Raw genomic sequence first — 16,908 nt, forward strand, 5'->3', positions numbered from 1 at the left:
GCCATGAGCAAGCAAAAACTAGAACTGACATGGATCGGCAAGGAAAAGCGCCCCAAGCTGGAGCCGCGCATTCTGCTCGAAGACCCGGACAAGTCGTACCACGCCCAGCATCGCGTTACAGAGAACGATATCTTCGATAACAGGCTGATCTTCGGAGATAACCTGCTGGCGCTGAAGGCTCTCGAGCAAGATTTCTCGGGGAAGGTGAAGTGCGTGTTCATTGACCCGCCTTACAACACAGGCAGCGCGTTCAAGCAGTACGACGATGGATTAGAACACTCCATTTGGCTGGGGCTGATGCGCGACCGGCTGGAGATCATTCGGCGATTGCTAGCAGATGATGGTTCGCTGTGGATCACTATTGACGACAACGAAGCGCAATACCTGAAGGTGCTGTGCGATGAGGTGTTTGGACGAGCTTGTTTCGTCACGACGTTTATCTGGAAAAAGGTAGATAGCCCGAACGATAACAAAGTACCAATCACGCCAGATCACGAGTATTTGTTGTGTTTTACGAAAACTCCTGGATCTCGCCCATTCAGACAGAAATACGATGATTCGATATTGGCGGCGTACCGTAAGCCAGATGCCGAATCTGACAGACCGTATCGCGACCGTCTCTTGAAAAAGAACGGCAAGAATAGCCTTCGCTCTGACCGTCCGTCGATGTTCTTTCCATTAACCGCTCCTGACGGAACGGAAGTACTGCCGATTCACGATGATGGCAGGGAGGCACGATGGGCAATGGGGAAAACCTCTGTTGAGGATTTGATTGAAAAAAACGAGTTGATTTGGAAAAAGCGCGAAACCGGCTGGATTCCGTATACCCGAGAGTTTGCACCGGATAGTCCATCGCGGCCTTATCCAACGATATGGAATGACCTCGACACAACACGGCAAACCAAGGCGCATCAAAAGACATTGTTTGGAGAAGATGTTTTTGATACTCCAAAGCCAGAAGACATGCTGAAGCGCATTTTTGATATGTCTACTAACCCCGGGGATCTTGTCCTCGATTCCTTTGCTGGCTCTGGAACCACTGGCGCGGTCGCGCACAAGATGGGCCTTCGCTGGATCATGGTGGAACTGGGAGAGCACTGTCACACGCACATCATTCCGCGCCTGCAGAAAGTCATCGCCGGTGAAGACAAAGGCGGCGTCACGGCAAGCGTGAACTGGCAAGGCGGAGGCGGCTTCCGCTACTACAGCCTCGCGCCCAGCCTGATCGTCAACGACCGCTGGGGCAACCCGGTCATCAATCCTGAATACAACGCCGCGCAACTAGCCGAAGCGCTGGCGAAAGTGGAAGGTTTTACCTACGCACCCTCCGAGGTGCAGTGGTGGCAGCACGGCCACTCCAGCGAGCGCGACTTCATCTACGTTACCACGCAGAACTTGTCTGCCGACCAGTTGCAGGCACTCTCCGACGAAGTGGGTTCCGACCGGAGCCTGCTGGTCTGCTGCTCTGCCTTCCGAGGCGTGACAGCGGCGAAGGCGGCAGAACGCTGGCCGAACCTGACCTTGAAGAAGATTCCGAAGATGGTGCTGGCCCGCTGCGAATGGGGCCACGACGACTACAGCCTCAACGTGGCGAACCTGCCGATGGCCAAGCCCGATCCCGTTGATGCCTCGGCAGCCGCCGGAGCGAACAAGAAAACCAAGAGCAGGAAAGTGCCCGCTGCGCATTTGAATCAGGGCGGTCTGTTTGGGGAGAACGAGTAATGAACAGCCGTGTCCTGCACGCCGTCACCGGTCGTCTGTCGCTGCGCCCGCCGCAGGAGGAATCTCTCAAACGCTTGGTTCGCGCGCTCGAAACCTCGCCTGACCTCTTGGGCCATGAGCGGGATATCGCCGCCGTTCTTTCCACGCTGAAGGCCGAGTTCCCCACGCTGGAGGACTTTGAGCGCGAGTTTCCCTCGCTGTGCTTCGCGCTGGCCACGGGCGTCGGCAAGACGCGGTTGATGGGCGCGTTCATCGCCTATTTGCATCTGGCGCATGGCATCAACAACTTCTTCGTGCTCGCGCCCAACCTGACCATCTACAACAAGCTGATCACGGACTTCACACGCAACACGCCGAAGTACGTGTTCAAGGGCATTGCCGAGTTTGCGCAGCAGCCACCGCTGATCATCACCGGTGACAACTACGACCAGACTGGCGCAGCGGTGGACGACCAACCGCAGGGTTTCGCCCACGACGTGCGCGTCAACATCTTCAACATCTCCAAGATCAACTCCGAAGTGCGCGGCGGCAAGGAGCCGCGCATCAAGCGGATGAAGGAAGTGCTGGGCGACAGCTACTTCAACCACTTGGCGAACCTGCCCGATCTGGTGCTGTTGATGGACGAATCGCACCGCTACCGCGCCAGCGCGGGCGTGCGTGCCATCAACGAGCTGAAGCCGCTGTTCGGCCTGGAAGTAACGGCGACGCCGTTCGTCGAAAGCAGCAAGGGGCCGGTGCCGTTCAAGAACGTGGTGATGGACTACCCGCTGGCGCGGGCGATGGAGGATGGTTTCGTCAAGGAGCCTGCGGTTGTCACCCAACGCAACTTCAAGGCCAGCGACCACACGCCGGAAGAAGTGGAGAAGACCAAGCTGGAAGACGGCGTGCGCTTGCACGAAACCACGAAGGTCGAGCTGCTCACTTATGCCCGCGAGAACGGTGTCAAGCCGGTGAAGCCCTTCATGCTCGTCATCGCACGCGACACCACGCACGCTGCGAGTCTTTTGGCACTTCTGGAATCGGAAGCCTTCTACGAAGGGCGTTACGCGGGCAAGGTGATCCAGGTCGATTCCAGCCGCACCGGCGCGGAAGAGGAAGAGATGATTTCGCGCCTGCTGGCTGTGGAGAGTGTGGACGAGCCGACCGAGATCGTGATTCACGTCAACATGCTCAAGGAGGGCTGGGACGTGACCAACCTCTACACCATCGTGCCGCTGCGCGCCGCCAACGCGCGCACGCTGATCGAGCAGAGCATCGGGCGCGGCCTGCGCCTGCCTTATGGCAAGCGCACCGGCGTGGCGGCGGTGGATCGCCTGAACATCGTTGCCCACGACAAGTTTCAGGAGATCATCGACGAGGCCAACCGTGGCGATTCGCCGATTCGCCTGAAGCAGATCATCCTCGACGTGCCCAGTGCCGACGACAAGAAGGTAAGCGTGCAGGTCGGCTCCGGTGCTGCAGCGCGGCTTGGACTGGCGGATGCCGCGCCCGCAGTTGATCCAGCCTCGGCGGCTGCCTACTCTGACTCGGATGGTGGCGAGGCAAAACCCGCGCCGACGCCGGTGTTCACCACCGATGCCGAGAAGCAAGCGGCGCGCGTGGTGATCGAAGTCATCGGCAAGCTGGAGACGCAGCGTGATCTAGTGCCGACCAGTGGCGCACTGCTCACGCCCGAGGTGCAGAAGGTCATTCAAGCGGAGGTGGCAGAACGCCTGAAGCCGATGCAGGGCAACCTGCTGGCAGGCGCGGACGATGCGGCACCGGTGATTGATCTGACCAAAGTGGTAGCCAAGACCACCGAGATCGTGGTGCAACAGACTATCGACATCCCGCGCATTGCCGTTGTACCCAAGGGTGAGGTCACGACCGGCTTTCGCCCGTTCTTGCTGGACGTGAGCCAGCTTCGCCTGCAACCGGGCGAGCGCGAGATCGTCGGCCAGATGCTGCGCACCAACGAACAATTTGCGCTGGCGGCGGAAATCGGCCTGAAAGAACAGCGCCCGGAGGACTACATCGTCCACGCGCTGGTGGACTTCGACGACATCGACTACTTCACCCACGCCGACCTGCTCTATGACCTGGCGGGCCAGATGGTGCGGCACCTGCAGAGCTACCTCTCGGAATCCGAGGCGGTCAACGTGCTGAATGGGCAGCGCAAGACCATCGCAAAGGAAATCCACTCGCAGATGATGGCGCACTTCTTCGAGGAAGCGACCGAGTTCGAGGTGCAGGTCAGTCGCGGCTTCACGGAACTGAAAGCCTGCAACTACACCGCTACGGCGGGACAAGCCCCGCGCCATTTCCGCGAAACGGTGGAGGACGTGGGCCGCATCAAGCAGATGCTGTTCGGCGGGTTCACCAAGTGCCTTTACCCATTGCAAAAGTTCGACTCGGACACCGAGCGCCGCTTCGCCGTCATCCTCGAACGCGACGCGAACAAGTGGTTCAAGCCCGCGAAGGGACAGTTCCAGATCTACTACAAGCTCGGCACCGAGCAGCCGGAGTACGTGCCGGATTTCGTGGTGGAAATGGATGCGTTCATCCTGCTGGCCGAGACCAAGAAGCGCGACGATCTGAAATCGGATGAAGTCGTCGCCAAGGCTGCGGCGGCATTGCGCTGGTGCAAATACGCTTCAGATCACGCCAGAAACGTCGGTGGCAAGCCGTGGAAATACATCCTGGTGCCACACGATGAAATCGCAGAGTCGAAGCGGCTGGCCGATTTCCTGCGGTTCGAAGTGAAGGACTGATTTGAAGGAGCGTTGATATGAGCCGTGCCCAGCTGCGTTTTCAGGTTGATTCCCGACTCGCCACATTGCTGAGTCAGGAATACCCGTCATCAGAGCGGGCGTTGAAGGAGCTCGTCGATAACGCGTGGGATGCCGACGCCGAGCACGTATCTGTCACTCTCCCGAAGCCACTGAGCGGTGGCTCCATCGTCATTGAGGACGATGGAAGCGGTATGACCGAAGAGGAGCTGCGGCGGCATTATTTGGCCATTGCATCCGATCGCCGCTCACGGCGCGGAGAACGTACCGCCGGGAAGAGCCGCCCGGTCAAGGGCAGAAAAGGCATCGGCAAGTTTTCTGGCCTCATGGCGGCGGCCACCATGATGCTCGAAACGCGTGCGCGCGGCCGCCTGTGCCGGATTTCGCTGCGCTTGGATGACCTTGCGCGCGTTGAAGATATCGAGCAGTTGGATATCAGCTTGCACAGCGAACCGTGCGCGCCCGAACTCCACGGGACAACCATTACGCTCAACGACTTGCACCAGGGTTTGGCTTACCCGGATGCCAACCGCCTACGCCAGATCCTGTTACAGGATTACGGTCGGCAGGATGACTTCGCGATCACGGTTGACGACAAGCGTCTGGATGTTGACGACGTATCAGGGCGTTATGCAGAGCAGGATCAGTCCTTGCCAAATGTGGGCAAGGTGAAACTGCGGTTCTCTATCAGCGATGGCAAGTCAGGATTGCGTCAGCCTGGCATTACCTTGCGCGTGGATGGCAAGGCCGTGGGGCGGCCAGGATTCTTTGGCTTGGATCAACGGGATGACTTCCCGCGCAAGTTACTTCGCAAGCTCTACGGCGAAGTCGAGGCGGACGGACTGCGCGATCACATCACTGCTGGTTGGGATGCTGCCGTTGAGAATAGTGAACTTTTGAAGGAGGTTGAGGCATACGTCCAGCCCATTCTCCGGGAGGCGTATGAGCAGCAGTACCGGCAAGAGATCCAGCTTGCACAGGCTCGACTGCAAAAAGCGATCCTTACTCGACTCTCAGCGCTGCCGGAACACAAAAGGGTTTTTGCAGATCGGGCGATCAAGAAAATCCTCGACAAGTATTACGGCGAACCGGAGAGCAAGGTCGAGCCGGTGGTGAATGTGTTGCTGGAGGCAATGGAACGATCCGATTACCGTATTCTTCTTGAGCACATTGCGGAAGCAACTTCGAGCGACGTTGCAGTGGTGGCCGAGCGGCTGGATGAGTTTGGCTTGGCAGAGATGGCATTCCTGGTTCAGCAAGCCGCAGCGCGCCAAGTTTTTCTTGATCAACTGGAACTGCTTGTTCGTGACGCAACAACTACCGAGGCCGTCTTGCACAAAGCCCTGGAACGTAACTTGTGGGTGTTTGGTCCGGAGTATTCCCTGTTCAGCTCAAACAGCACATTGCGGCGACAAGTGGAAGATGTTCTTGGGAAGGTCTATACGGGAGACAAGGCCGACAAACGTCCTGACCTGCTTCTCAACGAGAATCTGAGCGGCAAGTACTTATTGATCGAATTCAAACGGCCAAGCCACGCGCTGAATCACGGTGATTACGTACAGGCAATCGGCTATAGGCATGAACTGACAAAGTACGTTGGCTCTGCTGTTCAGGTTTTGTTGGTCGGTGGAGGCAGGTCTGCCGACTTTCCTACTGGAAATCGTGAGCCGGATGTTGAGGAGCGAATCTTTGGACAGATCATCTCCACAGCACGGCGACAGATTGAGTGGCTGCTCCGGACGGAGAGCTCTTGATCTCTTTCGGTTCTAAATATGCACCGAACGTCGATATTCGGTGCTGTGTGTGGTTATAAGTACTTCTTGAAGCTACCCGCAGTCAGGCTCACGGCCAGTCCCAGCAAGGCGGCGCTGGGCAGCAGGATCAGCAGTGGATGCACCGAGATCGGCAAGGCCAGGTACGTGATCCACGGCAGCACGGCCAGCGGCATCAGGCTCGCCTTCGCGCGGTGGTAGATGAAGCCGGATTCCCGGCCCGCGCCGAACCGGCGCACGTCCCGCCGCACAAGACCGTCGATCAGGCCGACGAACGCCGCGGTGAAGATCAGCGGCAGCGTGAGCACCAGAACCAGCAGGCGCACCAGGAACGTGAGGGTGGTGAAGGCCGCGGCAATCAGGTAGTTCTCGGCCCAGACATAGACCTGACTGATGTAGTAGCGGAAATTGAGCGTCTGCCCCTGGCTGGGCGTGCGCGCACGCTCGGCAGTCTGGCTCATACGCTCCAGCAGCCCCGAGCGCACGAAAACCCATTCGTAGCCGGTATCCACCAGTTCGTGCGCCGTGCGGCCCGGCTCCTGTACGACGACGCTGCGCGTGAAGTGGCTGGACAGATGCCCCAGCTCGTACTGCAACATCTGCTGGGAATGGCGCCAGCCCTGATCCTTCCAGAACAGGTGCATGCCGACGCACTCCATCACGATCGAGAACAGCAGCGAGCCGATCAGCACCCCGAGCAGCCGAAATGGCAGCGTTATCGTGCCGATAATCAAACCCCGACGGCGGTTCTGCTCTCGCTGGGTGGTGCTGGCCGCGTCGCTCATGGCGCTGCCTCGTCGCTATCCGTATCGCCTGCGCCAAAGGCGGCCGGTTCGGCTAGCGCGGCGTCATCCAGCAGATCATCAGGCAAGGCTGCGTCCTGCAATGCCGGGGCGCTGGTGAACTCCCACCACTGCGTCGCTTCGCTGTAGCTCTGGCGCATGTACCCGGCCAGTTGCTGCAAGTCTGCCGGCATCACCTCGTCCGGGTCCGGGGCCGGCAGCGGCATGCGCACTTTCCAAAGCTGGCCGCCCTGCAGCAGCGCGAAGCACTGGCCCTTGGGCAGGCCGACGACGTGCGACGGCTCGATCATCGGCACGCTGGACATGCTGATGCGGTCCTGGGTGTTCGACGTGAAATCCGTCGCCCCGCGAATGTCGGAGCTGTCGGTCGCGCCGCTGACGATGGTGGTGGTATAGACCTCGACCTTCGGCAGTTGCCGAGTCAGCAGTTCAGCGGTCGCGGTTTCGCGCACACGCAGCATGAACAGGTTGTTGAAGTTGCCGATCACCTGACCGGCCTTGGCGCGGTTGCCGATGCGGGCCTCGATGTCCGAGAGGGTCTGCGTGTACGCGGTGACCTGGAGGCCTGCGCCACCCCCCTTGTTGATCAATGGAATGAACTCGTCGCCCATCAACTCGTTGAATTCGTCGGCGTGGACATTGATGGGCACGCGCGCACCGGCCGATGCGCCCGGCAGGCCGTCGTCGATCCCGTGCTTGTAGATATGCCCGGCGACCGACACGAGATCGCTGAACATCGAGTTGCCGACCGCTGCGGCGACCTCGGCGTCGGAGAGTGCATCCAGGCCCACATAGACGATGGCCCTCTTACGGATGATCTGCATCCAATCGAAGATCGGGCGCGGGTCGGCCAGGTCGGAGTAGTTCGGGGCCAGGAGCTGCGCGATCTTGCCGCTGGTGAGCTTCTCCAGCAGCGGCAAGAGGCTGGCGACGATCTTGTCGAAATAGGTCTTGTCGTATCGGACAGCAGAGCGCAGACCATCCAGCACCGGGTCATAGTTGCGTGCCTGCGAGAGGTACTGCTCCAGCGCCACCACGCGCTTCTCGCGCCCGATCATGTTGCGCGGAATGTTCTTCTCGTTGAGCTTGGCCTCGATCTGGACGATCACCTCCCAGGCCTTGGGCTCGGTCTTGGCGAAGTAATGCTGGGCGTACTCGATGAACAGCGCGTCGATGTTGATGACGTGCCGCTGGATCAGCATGTAGTCCGGTCGCTGTCCCAGTTCCACCAGGGCGCGCGCGATGATGTTGACGAAGCGCCAGGCGAACTCGCGGAACGCCGCGCTGTTGCCTTCGCCGGAAAGCTGCCCCGCGACGCGGGTGGCCACCTCGCTGATGCGGCCGAAGCGCCCCACGGCGTTGTAGCGCGCGGAAATGTCCGGCCAGCCCAAATGAAAGACGTAGAACTCGCCTTCGCGGCCCGCGCGCTTGGCCTCGACGTACATCCTCTTCAGGAGATCGGCATCGCCCTTGGGGTCAATGACGATCACCACCTCGTGCTCGCCCGCGGCGTTCACGCGCCGGATGTCCTGGGTCACGAACAGTTCGGCCAGCCGGGTCTTGCCGACGCGCGTGGTGCCCAGCACCAGCGAGTGACCGACGCGCTCGCCGAGCGGCAAGCTGACGTCCACCTCGTCGGGCTCGATGCCGTGCAGACGGGGCAAGCCGCCCACGGGCGGAAGCGGCTGCACCGGGTTGAAAGGCACGTCCCAGCCGGTAAGCGCGGACAGCCCAGACAGCGGGAACGGCGCGAACTCCAATCGTTCTTCCAGCCGTCGAGCCAGCCGGTAGGCCGGCGTCGGCTCGACGTAGCGGCGGAACTCCGGCCGGTACGTCTGCATCAGCCTATGGGTGTGCTTCTGCTCCCACAGGAAACCGCGCCCCACGAACAGCCGCTGCTGGCTGACCGGCACGTCCTTGCTGGTCATCACGTAGCGCGGCAGGCGGCGGATGTTGCGCCGGTAGCGCAGGATGACGCGGGCATCGCGGTAGCGGATCGCGCCGTAGGCGCCGAACGCCAGCGCGCTGCCGACGCCCATGGACGGGCTCAGCGCGAGCGACCATGGGGCCACCAGGGACAGAAACGCGGCGCCCGCGCATGCGGCAACGGTGTATAGCTCCACCGCTGGGCGAAGCAGTACCTCGACCGGCTGTTTCCCCGACATGGCTTCATTGCTCGATGCCGGTGGCCGTGATCAGCGCCGGGTAGTGCCGCAAGCCGAGGCGCTCGGCCAGGTCGTCGCCGGACGCGGGCGCGAGGGGTACACCGGGCACCAGTGCGCGCAGCCGCGCCAGGCCCTGCATGGTCTCGACGTTGACCACCAGGCCGACCGCGCCACGCTCGCGCAGCGCGGTCGCCTGGCGGCGAAGCCAGGCATGGGACGCCTCGTCGTCGCCGACGACCACGAAAGGACGCAGGCCCGGGGCCTCGATGACCCGCCGCGCGACGGTGCCGGGCGTGAGCTTGGCGCTGCGCACCGGCAGCATCGCGGCCTCGTCCGCCGGCGTGGCGGGAACCTGGGGTGTCGGGATCGGCGGCCGGGCCGGCGCGTTGGCACGCGGCTGGAGGTTCAGGGCTTCGTAGTACGGCAGCGCCGACGCGCCGCCGCGGTCTTCGACCACGATCAGCGGCTCGCCGGCAAGCGAGGCCAGCGGCAAGCCTGCCAGCAGTACGAGCAGGCCCCGCAAGGCCAGATGGGATGTCGTCATGGGGATGTCTCCTGGCGTGCGGCGAGAACCGCGGCGGTTGCGCGCGCGCCCTGTACGCGGGCAAGGTGGCGCGACACGCTGCGGCGATAGCGGGCGGCGGGCTCACCGCCCGCAGGACGGTGATAGCGGCCGATCGCGAGCAACCAGTCCTCGCCGGGGGTGTGCTGCTCGCGCAGGATCTCGGCGGCGATGGCGAGGTTGCGGTACGGGTCCAGCAGGTCGCACGCGGTGGCGTAGCGCTGCTGGTGGTAGCCGAGGTTGATCTGGCCCAGACCCGCGTCGATGCGCGTGTGCGGCGTGGAGCGCATCGCCCGCTGCAAGCCCGCGCAGGCGTCGGCGCGGGTCGCATAGCGGCGCGACTGGCCGGCGACGTTGAGCGACCACGGCCACGGGACGATGCGCCCATTGCGGCGGATGCCGCTCTCCTGCAAGGCCACGGCGTAGAGCACCGTCGAGGGGATGCCTGCGCGCTGCGCGGCGAGCTGGTAGGCCGGCGGCGGAACCTCCTGGGCCTGGGCCTGGGCGACGCAGGCGCCCAGGCCGGCGGCGAGCGTCAGTGCGCGCAAGAACTGCGAAACAGAGGTGGCGACTACGGCTGGCGCTGCCATTGGCCGTTCACCTCGCGCACGACTGCGGGCAAGTCGCCGGGCAGGCCCAGCGACAGCCAGCGACCGCCGTCGTGGTTGAGCGTGATGGTGCCGCGGCGCACGCGCGCCGGATCGACGTTCGCGCGCTTGGCCCAGTCGCGGATGCGCCCGTCGTCCTGGCGGCTGCCGACCATGTACAGATCGAATTCGGTGCCCGCCGATTGCAGGCGCTGCACGAGCTGGCCGCAGGCATCGCAGCCGTCCTTGACGAACACCGCTGTGCGGCCGGAGCCGCGCGTGGCTCCGGCGACCGGCTTGTCGTCCGGCAGGTTCACTCGCTGCATGCCGGGGTTCAGGCGCTGCCAGGCCTCGTCGTAGGCGCGCTGATAGGCAAGCAGCTTCTCCACGCGGCGCGCTTCGACCTGCACCTGCAGCTCTGCGTAGCGGCGCCGTTCCTCGTCGGTGCGGGCCTCGATGCCCAGGGCCGACAGCGGGTCCAGGTTGGGCGAGTAGATGCCCAGCGGCCCGTCCATCAGTTCGCGGTAGCGCGCCCACTCCTGCGGTTGCAGGCCCCAGTCGCTCGCCACCCGGTCATCCAGAACGCGAGCGACCAGCGGGCGCTCCTGGCTTTGCGCATTGCGGGCGGGGGCTGTGGCGGGCTGCTGCGCCCAGGCGGGCCACTGGGTGGACGCCAGCAAGAGCGCGGAAAGGATGATCGATGGCTTCATGCGATCTGCTCCGGTCAGGGGATCGCCACGCGGCGGGTCTGGTCGCCGGCCTGGAACACGGCGGTGTTGCCCTCGACGGCCTGCAAGCGCCACGGGCCGACCGCATCGCCGGGTAGCAGCACCTGAAGCTGGTCGGGCGTGAAGTCGCCATTGCTTGGCGCGACGGACACGCTGCGCTCGCCGGCACGCAGTTCGGCCCCGACGATGCGGAACGGGAGCGGCGGTGGTTCGGGCTTGGCGGTGGGCTTGTTCCTGGTGCGCGGCTGGGCGGGTGTAGCGGCGCGCGCAGCGGTCTGCCGCGCCTTGACCTGCTCGACTTCGGCGCGCAGCGCCTGAAGGTCGTCGGCAGCGGCATAGGCGCTCAGCGTTTTCTCGACCTGGGCTGCACGAGCTTCCAGGAATTGGCGGATGTCTTTGAGATCCGCCGCCGTTGCGACGGCCGGACGCTGCTGGATGGCCTCGATGGTCTCGGCCAGGCCTGTTGCCTGCGCTTCGAGGCGTTGCAGGCGGGAATCCAGGCGCTCCTGGTCGGCCTGGTCGTTCATCGCCTGGTAACCCAGGGCAACGAGGACACTGAGGCCGATCAGCCAGAGCCACATCAGGCTCTGCACCACCACGGCGGCCGTTGAACGATGGGCGGGCTGCGGGCTGTTCATGGCTGGCCTCCCGATGCCGCGGGCGCCAGCGGAAAGGTCTGCGCCGCCTCGGTGGCGGGCAGCGCGTGGGCGTTGTCGGCGGCCATGCTGTCGCCGGGCCGCTCGAAGCAGATTTGCCGTGCGCGGTCATCCGAATGCAGTTCCCAGGCCGGGCCAGCCAGCGTGAGCAGCGCATCGCGCAGGGTCATGGGGCCGAGGTGCAAGTGCGCTGCCGGCAGTGGCAGTGCGTACAGCTCGACCACGGCATGCGCGGTTTCGCAGAGTCGGTAACCGCTGCGCCTGAGCACATGCCGCAGCCCGTCGCCGACCGTGGCGCGGGCGTCTTCCGGCATGGCGACATCGATGGTCTGCAAAAGCAGGTCGCGCTGCGCCGCCGTGGGTGCGAGTTCCACGAGGGTATAGCGGCCGTAGCGCACGACGGGGATGTACTCCGGCGCCTCGGGTTCGGGCGCGGCCGAGACTTCCTCGATGGTGTGGGGCGCGACCGGCGCGGTCGTCGTCGCGCAGCCACCGGCCAGCACCGACCAAAGCAGGCCGAGAAAACCCGCCAGCAGGCGGCGTTCGGGATGGTGAAACCAGGGTGGAGAGGGGCACATGGCGCGTCGTCCTGAAACATCGAGCCCTCACCATCGCCGCTCGGGCCACGAGCGGCAGCAAACAATGCGAACCAGGCAGCGCCCGATTTACCGAAAGCCTCCCTCCAAAGAAAAAGGCCCCCGAAGGGGCCAGTGAAGATGCAGCCACGTCCACGGAGACCGTGGGCGTGGCTGCAAGGTGGGAACAATGGAAAGCCGGCGGCGCGAGGCCGGCGTTGGCGTGGGGATCAGGCGGCGACCAGTTGCCGGGCCAGCGCGACTTCGACGGAATCACCGTCTTGGTTGAGCACATCCAGGCCCGATTCGGGCACGTCGCCGGAGGTGGACTGCGAGACCATGATCTTCTTGGCCATCAGCTCCAGGCAGGTCATCTGCGAGGAACCGGCGTAGCCGAGGTAGATCACGCGCACCGGCTGTTTCTGTCCGATGCGCCAGGAGCGGCGTGCCGCCTGCTGGAGCGAGTACACGTTGTAGCCCGACTGCATGAAAACGATCGTCGGGAAGTCCAACAGGTCCAAGCCCGTCTTGACCAGCTCGGGGTTGGTGATGAGCACGTCGATGCCACGGTCCAGTTGCTCGGCGATCCAGTCTTCGCGGCGGCTGGCGTCCACGCTTGCGCGCAGCACTGCCACCCGAAAACCTTCTTGCTCCAGCAATACCTTCAAGCGCGACGTGGTGTCGCGCGTGCCGGTATAGACCGTGTAGGCCAGAACCTTGCGGCCCTGCGCCTTCTCCTCTTTGCAGATGTCGATCAGCTCGCGCTCTTTCGGCGTCACCTCGAACTCGTTGAACTGAGCCTGGACGAACGCCAAGGTGTTGCGCGTGCGCGGATGCACCACGGTTTCCGACCGGAAGCAGCAGTCCGGCCAGGCCAGCAGCACGTTGAGCACCACACCCAGCAGCGTCGTATCGCGTCGCGCCAGAGCCTGTTTCAGCTCCGCGGTCAGCCGACCCGCCAGGTCGCGGTAGGCCGCGGCTTGCGCCGTGTCCATTGCGACTTCACGGAACTCCTCGTCATACGGCGGCAGGACGTTGCCGCCGATGTCCTTGAGTTTGAGGAAGATCGTGAACGGCAGGATGCACCGCAAGACCCCCTTCGGCCCGAAGCCGGGAGCCTTGACCGTGCGCACCGATACCTTGGTGCCCCTGGCCGTCTTGTGCGCCGTGCCGGTGCTTTCGGAGTAGATGTCCTTGAGGACCCCGTGGTCCCTCATGAACGCCATGGCCGCCGAGGTCATGCTGCCGCTCGTGGTCGGGCGGTAGCCGTCTTCGATCATCCGCCCAGGCAGGGCTCGGAACAGCAGGTAGAACAGGTCGTCCCCGTAGCCGCCCATCAGCGTGCCTGTCAGCAGCAAGGTCTTGCGAGCCTTCGCCGCCAGCACGCCCATGGCCTGGCCCTGGGCACTGCCACCGTTCTTGTACTCGTGAGCCTCGTCCGCTATGCACAGGTCGAACGTGCCTTGCGGCAGGTAGCGCTTGATGAACTCGGACGGCTGGTAGCCGCCCTCGCCAAAGCCGAACTCCATGTTGGCCATCGCACGCTCCATGCGCGTGGCCTGACGGTCGGAAAACACCAGCTCGCCGTTGCCGTCCATGAGGTTGATGAACTCATGGATGTTGTCGCCCAGCATCGACGCCAGGAACCCGTCGCCGAACTTCTGCATCAGCTTCTGCGCGGTGACTTCCCCGATAGTCGGGATGCGCTTCAAGGCTTTCAGCACGGCTGAGGACTGGTCGCTGCCAGACAGGCTGCGTGGGCGGATCAGCGTCCACAGGGGCGCGGCGCAATGGCTGCACTTCCTGCGGTATTCCTCGGCTTGGAGTGCGACCGGGTTGACCGGCTCGCCGTCGAGGTCGGTGATGACCGTGCCGCAGTCCGGGCAAGCCGCCACGTTGCCGTGACGGGTGCGTCGCTGGGTGAAGACGGGCTTCCAGTGGAACCCCATCCGCATCCTGACCCGGCCCAAGACAAAGAACTCCTGGCCCGTGGGCTGGACGTTCAACTGCTCGCGCAGCTTGATGAGCTTGACGAGCGTATCCGGCCCGTTGAGCACCCACACCTTGGCACCCGCCACTGTTTCCTGGATCTCGCGCCGCCACTTGTAAACAAGGTGCGGCGGGGAAAGAACCAGGGTGCGGCGGTAGCCTTCGGCGTTGAGCACGGCGGCCGTGGCGATGCCGACGGTCGTCTTACCGCAGCCCATTTCGCCATTGACGATCGCGGCGCGTTCGCCACGATCGATCAGCAGCTCCGCGGCGGCGTGGACGACTTCGGCCTGGGCCTGGAAGAGCTTGCGCTTGAGGCTGGCGACGATGAGTTGTCGGTGCGCCTGCGGCTGGCCGTTATAGACCGGCGGGTTGGCGCTGTTGAGGGCGTCGAGCAGTTCGTCACCGAACTCGCCGACGAAATCCTGAAGGCTCAGGGTCAGAGGGGAAGATTCCGCATCGAGCAGTTCGCCCTGTACGGGCGCGGCTTCAGCGGCAGTGGTTTCGAGATCGAGGGACATGGTGATGCTCCAATGAAAAATGGGGCATGCACCACCCCCAGCGGGGCAATGGCATGCCCCGCAGTGGGAAGGAAATCGGCGCTTGGCCGAGGTGGTCGAAGTTGCCGGCCGTGGCGGCCTGCTGGTGAATCGTGCTCAGTCTTCGGACGGCAGCACGATGACGGTGGCGCTGCGCTGCGCATCGGTGACGATGCGGATGGCCAGCCCCGGATGGATCACGTAGCGGGATTCCAGCGATGCACCTGATTGCAGTGCAGTGCTGTTGGCCTGCCATTGCTGGAGGTTGACGTCGCCCCAGTCGCCACGGGTGTGGCGCCTGAAGTACGGGATCGGGTCGAGGCGACCCGTGCGGACCAGGCGGTCGATGCCTCTGCTGAAGATGAGCGCACCGATTGGAAACGCCAGCCTGTGGCAGTAGGTTTCAACGCGATGTGATGCCATGGGCTCCTCCTTGATGAGTCATTGAGCCACGACACCCCTGGCGGAGTGAAGTGGCTCCGTCAGGTGGATGAAGACGACGATGGTGCTGTCAGATCATGTCCCGTTCTTCGGGAAGCTGGATCACCGTGGTCTGGTGGTCCTCGCTGGTTTTGACGATCAACACCAGTTCGGGCGTGATCCTGAAGTGGGAGATCATCGGATCGTCCCCACGGATTGCGACATCTTTGGCTTGACGGGTGGCCTCATCGGTCTCGCCCCAGTCACCGCGCACATGGCGCTGGACAAGAGCCAAGGGGTCGATCAGGCCTTTGCGGGCCAGCCAATGCACCTTCTCGCTCAACTGCAACGTACCTGGTGCGAACAACGGTTGCTTCTGCGGCGCGGGCCGCTTGAACAGGCTTGAGAACATGGGTGTTTCTCCTTCGAGGTGGTACAGCAGGACGGCAGCGCGTCCGGTGGATTAACGGATGGTCAGGACCTCGCCCCGTGTAGCGGAGCCGGGCGTCATGTCCCACGCGCGGATGACGGGCACGAACTTGTCGGTGAGGATGCGGGTCTCGGCGATGGAGCCGTCTTCGCGTTCGGTGAATTCGCGTTGAAGCGTCTTGTCCTTGTGGGTGTCACCTTTGACGACGAGCACGCGCCCGGTCTTGGAGCGCACAACCCCCGAGATCGCGCCCGCGGCCAGGGCCAGGGCGAGATGCCAGTGGGACAAGGCACGCGCTGGCGGACGCAGCGACTGCTGCGCGGCCCCCAGGTGCGTGTCCTGCGACGGCCAGAGGCCTTGCAGCCGGCCGACTTCATCGGCGAACTGCTCCGGCTCCATCGTCACGCGGAAGAAGTGCTCTGGCTCGGCCGGACTGGCGGGGACGATGTACGGCAGGAACGGCCATTCGCTCGGCAGCTCCTCGGCTTCGACTTCACCAAGCCCGACCTGCAGCAGCAGATTGCGCACGGCCTTGAGCCCATCGGGTGCCAGCTCGCGCTGACGCACCCTGCGGCCGAAGATCACCACTTGCTTGAACTGCGTCTCCACCGCTCGGTAGATCCGCAGATCGGTGTAGTGGCGCGTCAGCCAGCCGACCAGCTCGGCGTCGAGCACGTAGCCGGGGACGATGAAGACCAGCACGCCGCCATACTGCAATAGCGAGAGGCTGCGCTGATAGAAGAGCTTCTCGAAGCGGGCACGGCCCTGGCCCTGATAGCCGATGTTGCCGTTGACGTCCTTGGACAGGTCGCCATACGGTGGGTTGAGCCAGAGCAGCCCGAACGATTGCTTGGAGATCATCGTGTCCATCAGGTCCGCGTGCAGGCAGTGATCGACCAGGCCGCGGGCATGGCGTGCCCGTTCCGCGTCGAACTCGACGGCGAACGCCTTGGCCTGCTCGCGCCCGAGGGCATGAGCGGCTTCGGCGATCGCCACGCCTTCGCCGGCGCAGGGATCGAGGATGCACATCGGCCCATCGCTGGGCATCAGTGCGTTGAGGGCTCTTTCGAGCGTGGGTTCGTCGGTCGGGTAATACCCGTTCTTGGCGAAATTGCGGGCGAGCCGCGGGAACATGAGGGCCATGGAAGTCTCCTGGTTGGCGGGGATGAAGTGCGAGAGCACGCCTTGGCGT

At 63.6% G+C, this 16,908-nt stretch carries 14 protein-coding genes; 3 read left to right on the plus strand and 11 right to left on the minus strand.

Annotation, left to right across the window (positions count from 1 at the left end; translation table 11 throughout):
• Positions 1 to 3: 3 nt before the first annotated feature.
• The 3 genes from ACUZUJ_RS07610 to ACUZUJ_RS07620 are packed head-to-tail and all read left to right on the plus strand — an operon-like array spanning position 4 to position 6,244.
• Positions 4 to 1,722, plus strand: coding sequence for a site-specific DNA-methyltransferase (locus ACUZUJ_RS07610; RefSeq protein ID WP_458220142.1), 1,719 nt, complete (start codon positions 4 to 6; stop codon positions 1,720 to 1,722).
• Positions 1,722 to 4,472, plus strand: coding sequence for a DEAD/DEAH box helicase family protein (locus ACUZUJ_RS07615; RefSeq protein WP_128653394.1), 2,751 nt, complete (start codon positions 1,722 to 1,724; stop codon positions 4,470 to 4,472). The genes ACUZUJ_RS07610 and ACUZUJ_RS07615 overlap by 1 nt, the downstream gene beginning before the upstream one ends.
• 17 nt (positions 4,473 to 4,489) lie before the next feature.
• On the plus strand, positions 4,490 to 6,244 hold the full coding sequence (locus ACUZUJ_RS07620; protein ID WP_023095497.1) for an ATP-binding protein: 1,755 nt from the start codon (positions 4,490 to 4,492) through the stop codon (positions 6,242 to 6,244).
• Between the two features lie 53 nt (positions 6,245 to 6,297).
• Here ACUZUJ_RS07620 and ACUZUJ_RS07625 read toward each other — a convergent pair whose 3' ends face one another.
• The 11 genes from ACUZUJ_RS07625 to ACUZUJ_RS07675 form a co-directional block, all read right to left on the minus strand.
• The gene (locus tag ACUZUJ_RS07625) at positions 6,298 to 7,047 is read right to left on the minus strand and encodes a TIGR03747 family integrating conjugative element membrane protein (RefSeq protein WP_023095498.1); all 750 of its coding nucleotides are present in this window, start codon (positions 7,045 to 7,047) and stop codon (positions 6,298 to 6,300) included.
• Positions 7,044 to 9,230 (minus strand): type IV conjugative transfer system coupling protein TraD, encoded by a 2,187-nt coding sequence (gene traD / locus ACUZUJ_RS07630; protein WP_023095499.1) that lies wholly within the window; start codon positions 9,228 to 9,230, stop codon positions 7,044 to 7,046. The genes ACUZUJ_RS07625 and traD overlap by 4 nt, the downstream gene beginning before the upstream one ends.
• A 4-nt stretch (positions 9,231 to 9,234) precedes the next feature.
• Complete coding sequence (locus tag ACUZUJ_RS07635) at positions 9,235 to 9,774, minus strand: integrating conjugative element protein (RefSeq protein WP_023095500.1); 540 nt, start codon at positions 9,772 to 9,774, stop codon at positions 9,235 to 9,237.
• Positions 9,771 to 10,382: a transglycosylase SLT domain-containing protein gene (locus ACUZUJ_RS07640; RefSeq protein WP_023095501.1), complete on the minus strand. Its 612-nt coding sequence runs from the start codon at positions 10,380 to 10,382 to the stop codon at positions 9,771 to 9,773. Before ACUZUJ_RS07640 ends, ACUZUJ_RS07635 begins: the two co-directional genes overlap by 4 nt.
• Positions 10,364 to 11,089 carry a TIGR03759 family integrating conjugative element protein gene (locus tag ACUZUJ_RS07645; RefSeq protein WP_033999121.1) on the minus strand — a complete coding sequence of 242 codons (726 nt, stop codon included), beginning with the start codon at positions 11,087 to 11,089 and terminating at the stop codon, positions 10,364 to 10,366. Before ACUZUJ_RS07645 ends, ACUZUJ_RS07640 begins: the two co-directional genes overlap by 19 nt.
• Before the next feature lie 14 nt (positions 11,090 to 11,103).
• Positions 11,104 to 11,745 carry a PilN family protein gene (locus ACUZUJ_RS07650; protein ID WP_023095503.1) on the minus strand — a complete coding sequence of 214 codons (642 nt, stop codon included), beginning with the start codon at positions 11,743 to 11,745 and terminating at the stop codon, positions 11,104 to 11,106.
• Positions 11,742 to 12,341, minus strand: a complete 600-nt coding sequence (pilL2, locus tag ACUZUJ_RS07655; protein ID WP_023095504.1) for a PFGI-1 class ICE element type IV pilus protein PilL2 — start codon at positions 12,339 to 12,341, stop codon at positions 11,742 to 11,744. Before pilL2 ends, ACUZUJ_RS07650 begins: the two co-directional genes overlap by 4 nt.
• Positions 12,342 to 12,568: 227 nt before the next feature.
• On the minus strand, positions 12,569 to 14,848 hold the full coding sequence (locus tag ACUZUJ_RS07660) for a helicase-related protein (RefSeq protein ID WP_023095505.1): 2,280 nt from the start codon (positions 14,846 to 14,848) through the stop codon (positions 12,569 to 12,571).
• Positions 14,849 to 14,983: 135 nt separating this feature from the next.
• Positions 14,984 to 15,289 (minus strand): hypothetical protein, encoded by a 306-nt coding sequence (locus ACUZUJ_RS07665; RefSeq protein ID WP_023095506.1) that lies wholly within the window; start codon positions 15,287 to 15,289, stop codon positions 14,984 to 14,986.
• 88 nt (positions 15,290 to 15,377) lie between these two features.
• Positions 15,378 to 15,698: a hypothetical protein gene (locus ACUZUJ_RS07670; RefSeq protein WP_023095507.1), complete on the minus strand. Its 321-nt coding sequence runs from the start codon at positions 15,696 to 15,698 to the stop codon at positions 15,378 to 15,380.
• A gap of 51 nt (positions 15,699 to 15,749) precedes the next feature.
• Positions 15,750 to 16,859 carry a DUF6094 domain-containing protein gene (locus tag ACUZUJ_RS07675; RefSeq protein ID WP_023095508.1) on the minus strand — a complete coding sequence of 370 codons (1,110 nt, stop codon included), beginning with the start codon at positions 16,857 to 16,859 and terminating at the stop codon, positions 15,750 to 15,752.
• Positions 16,860 to 16,908: the final 49 nt, after the last annotated feature.

The sequence above is a fragment of the Stenotrophomonas sp. S4 genome, assembly GCF_054187805.2.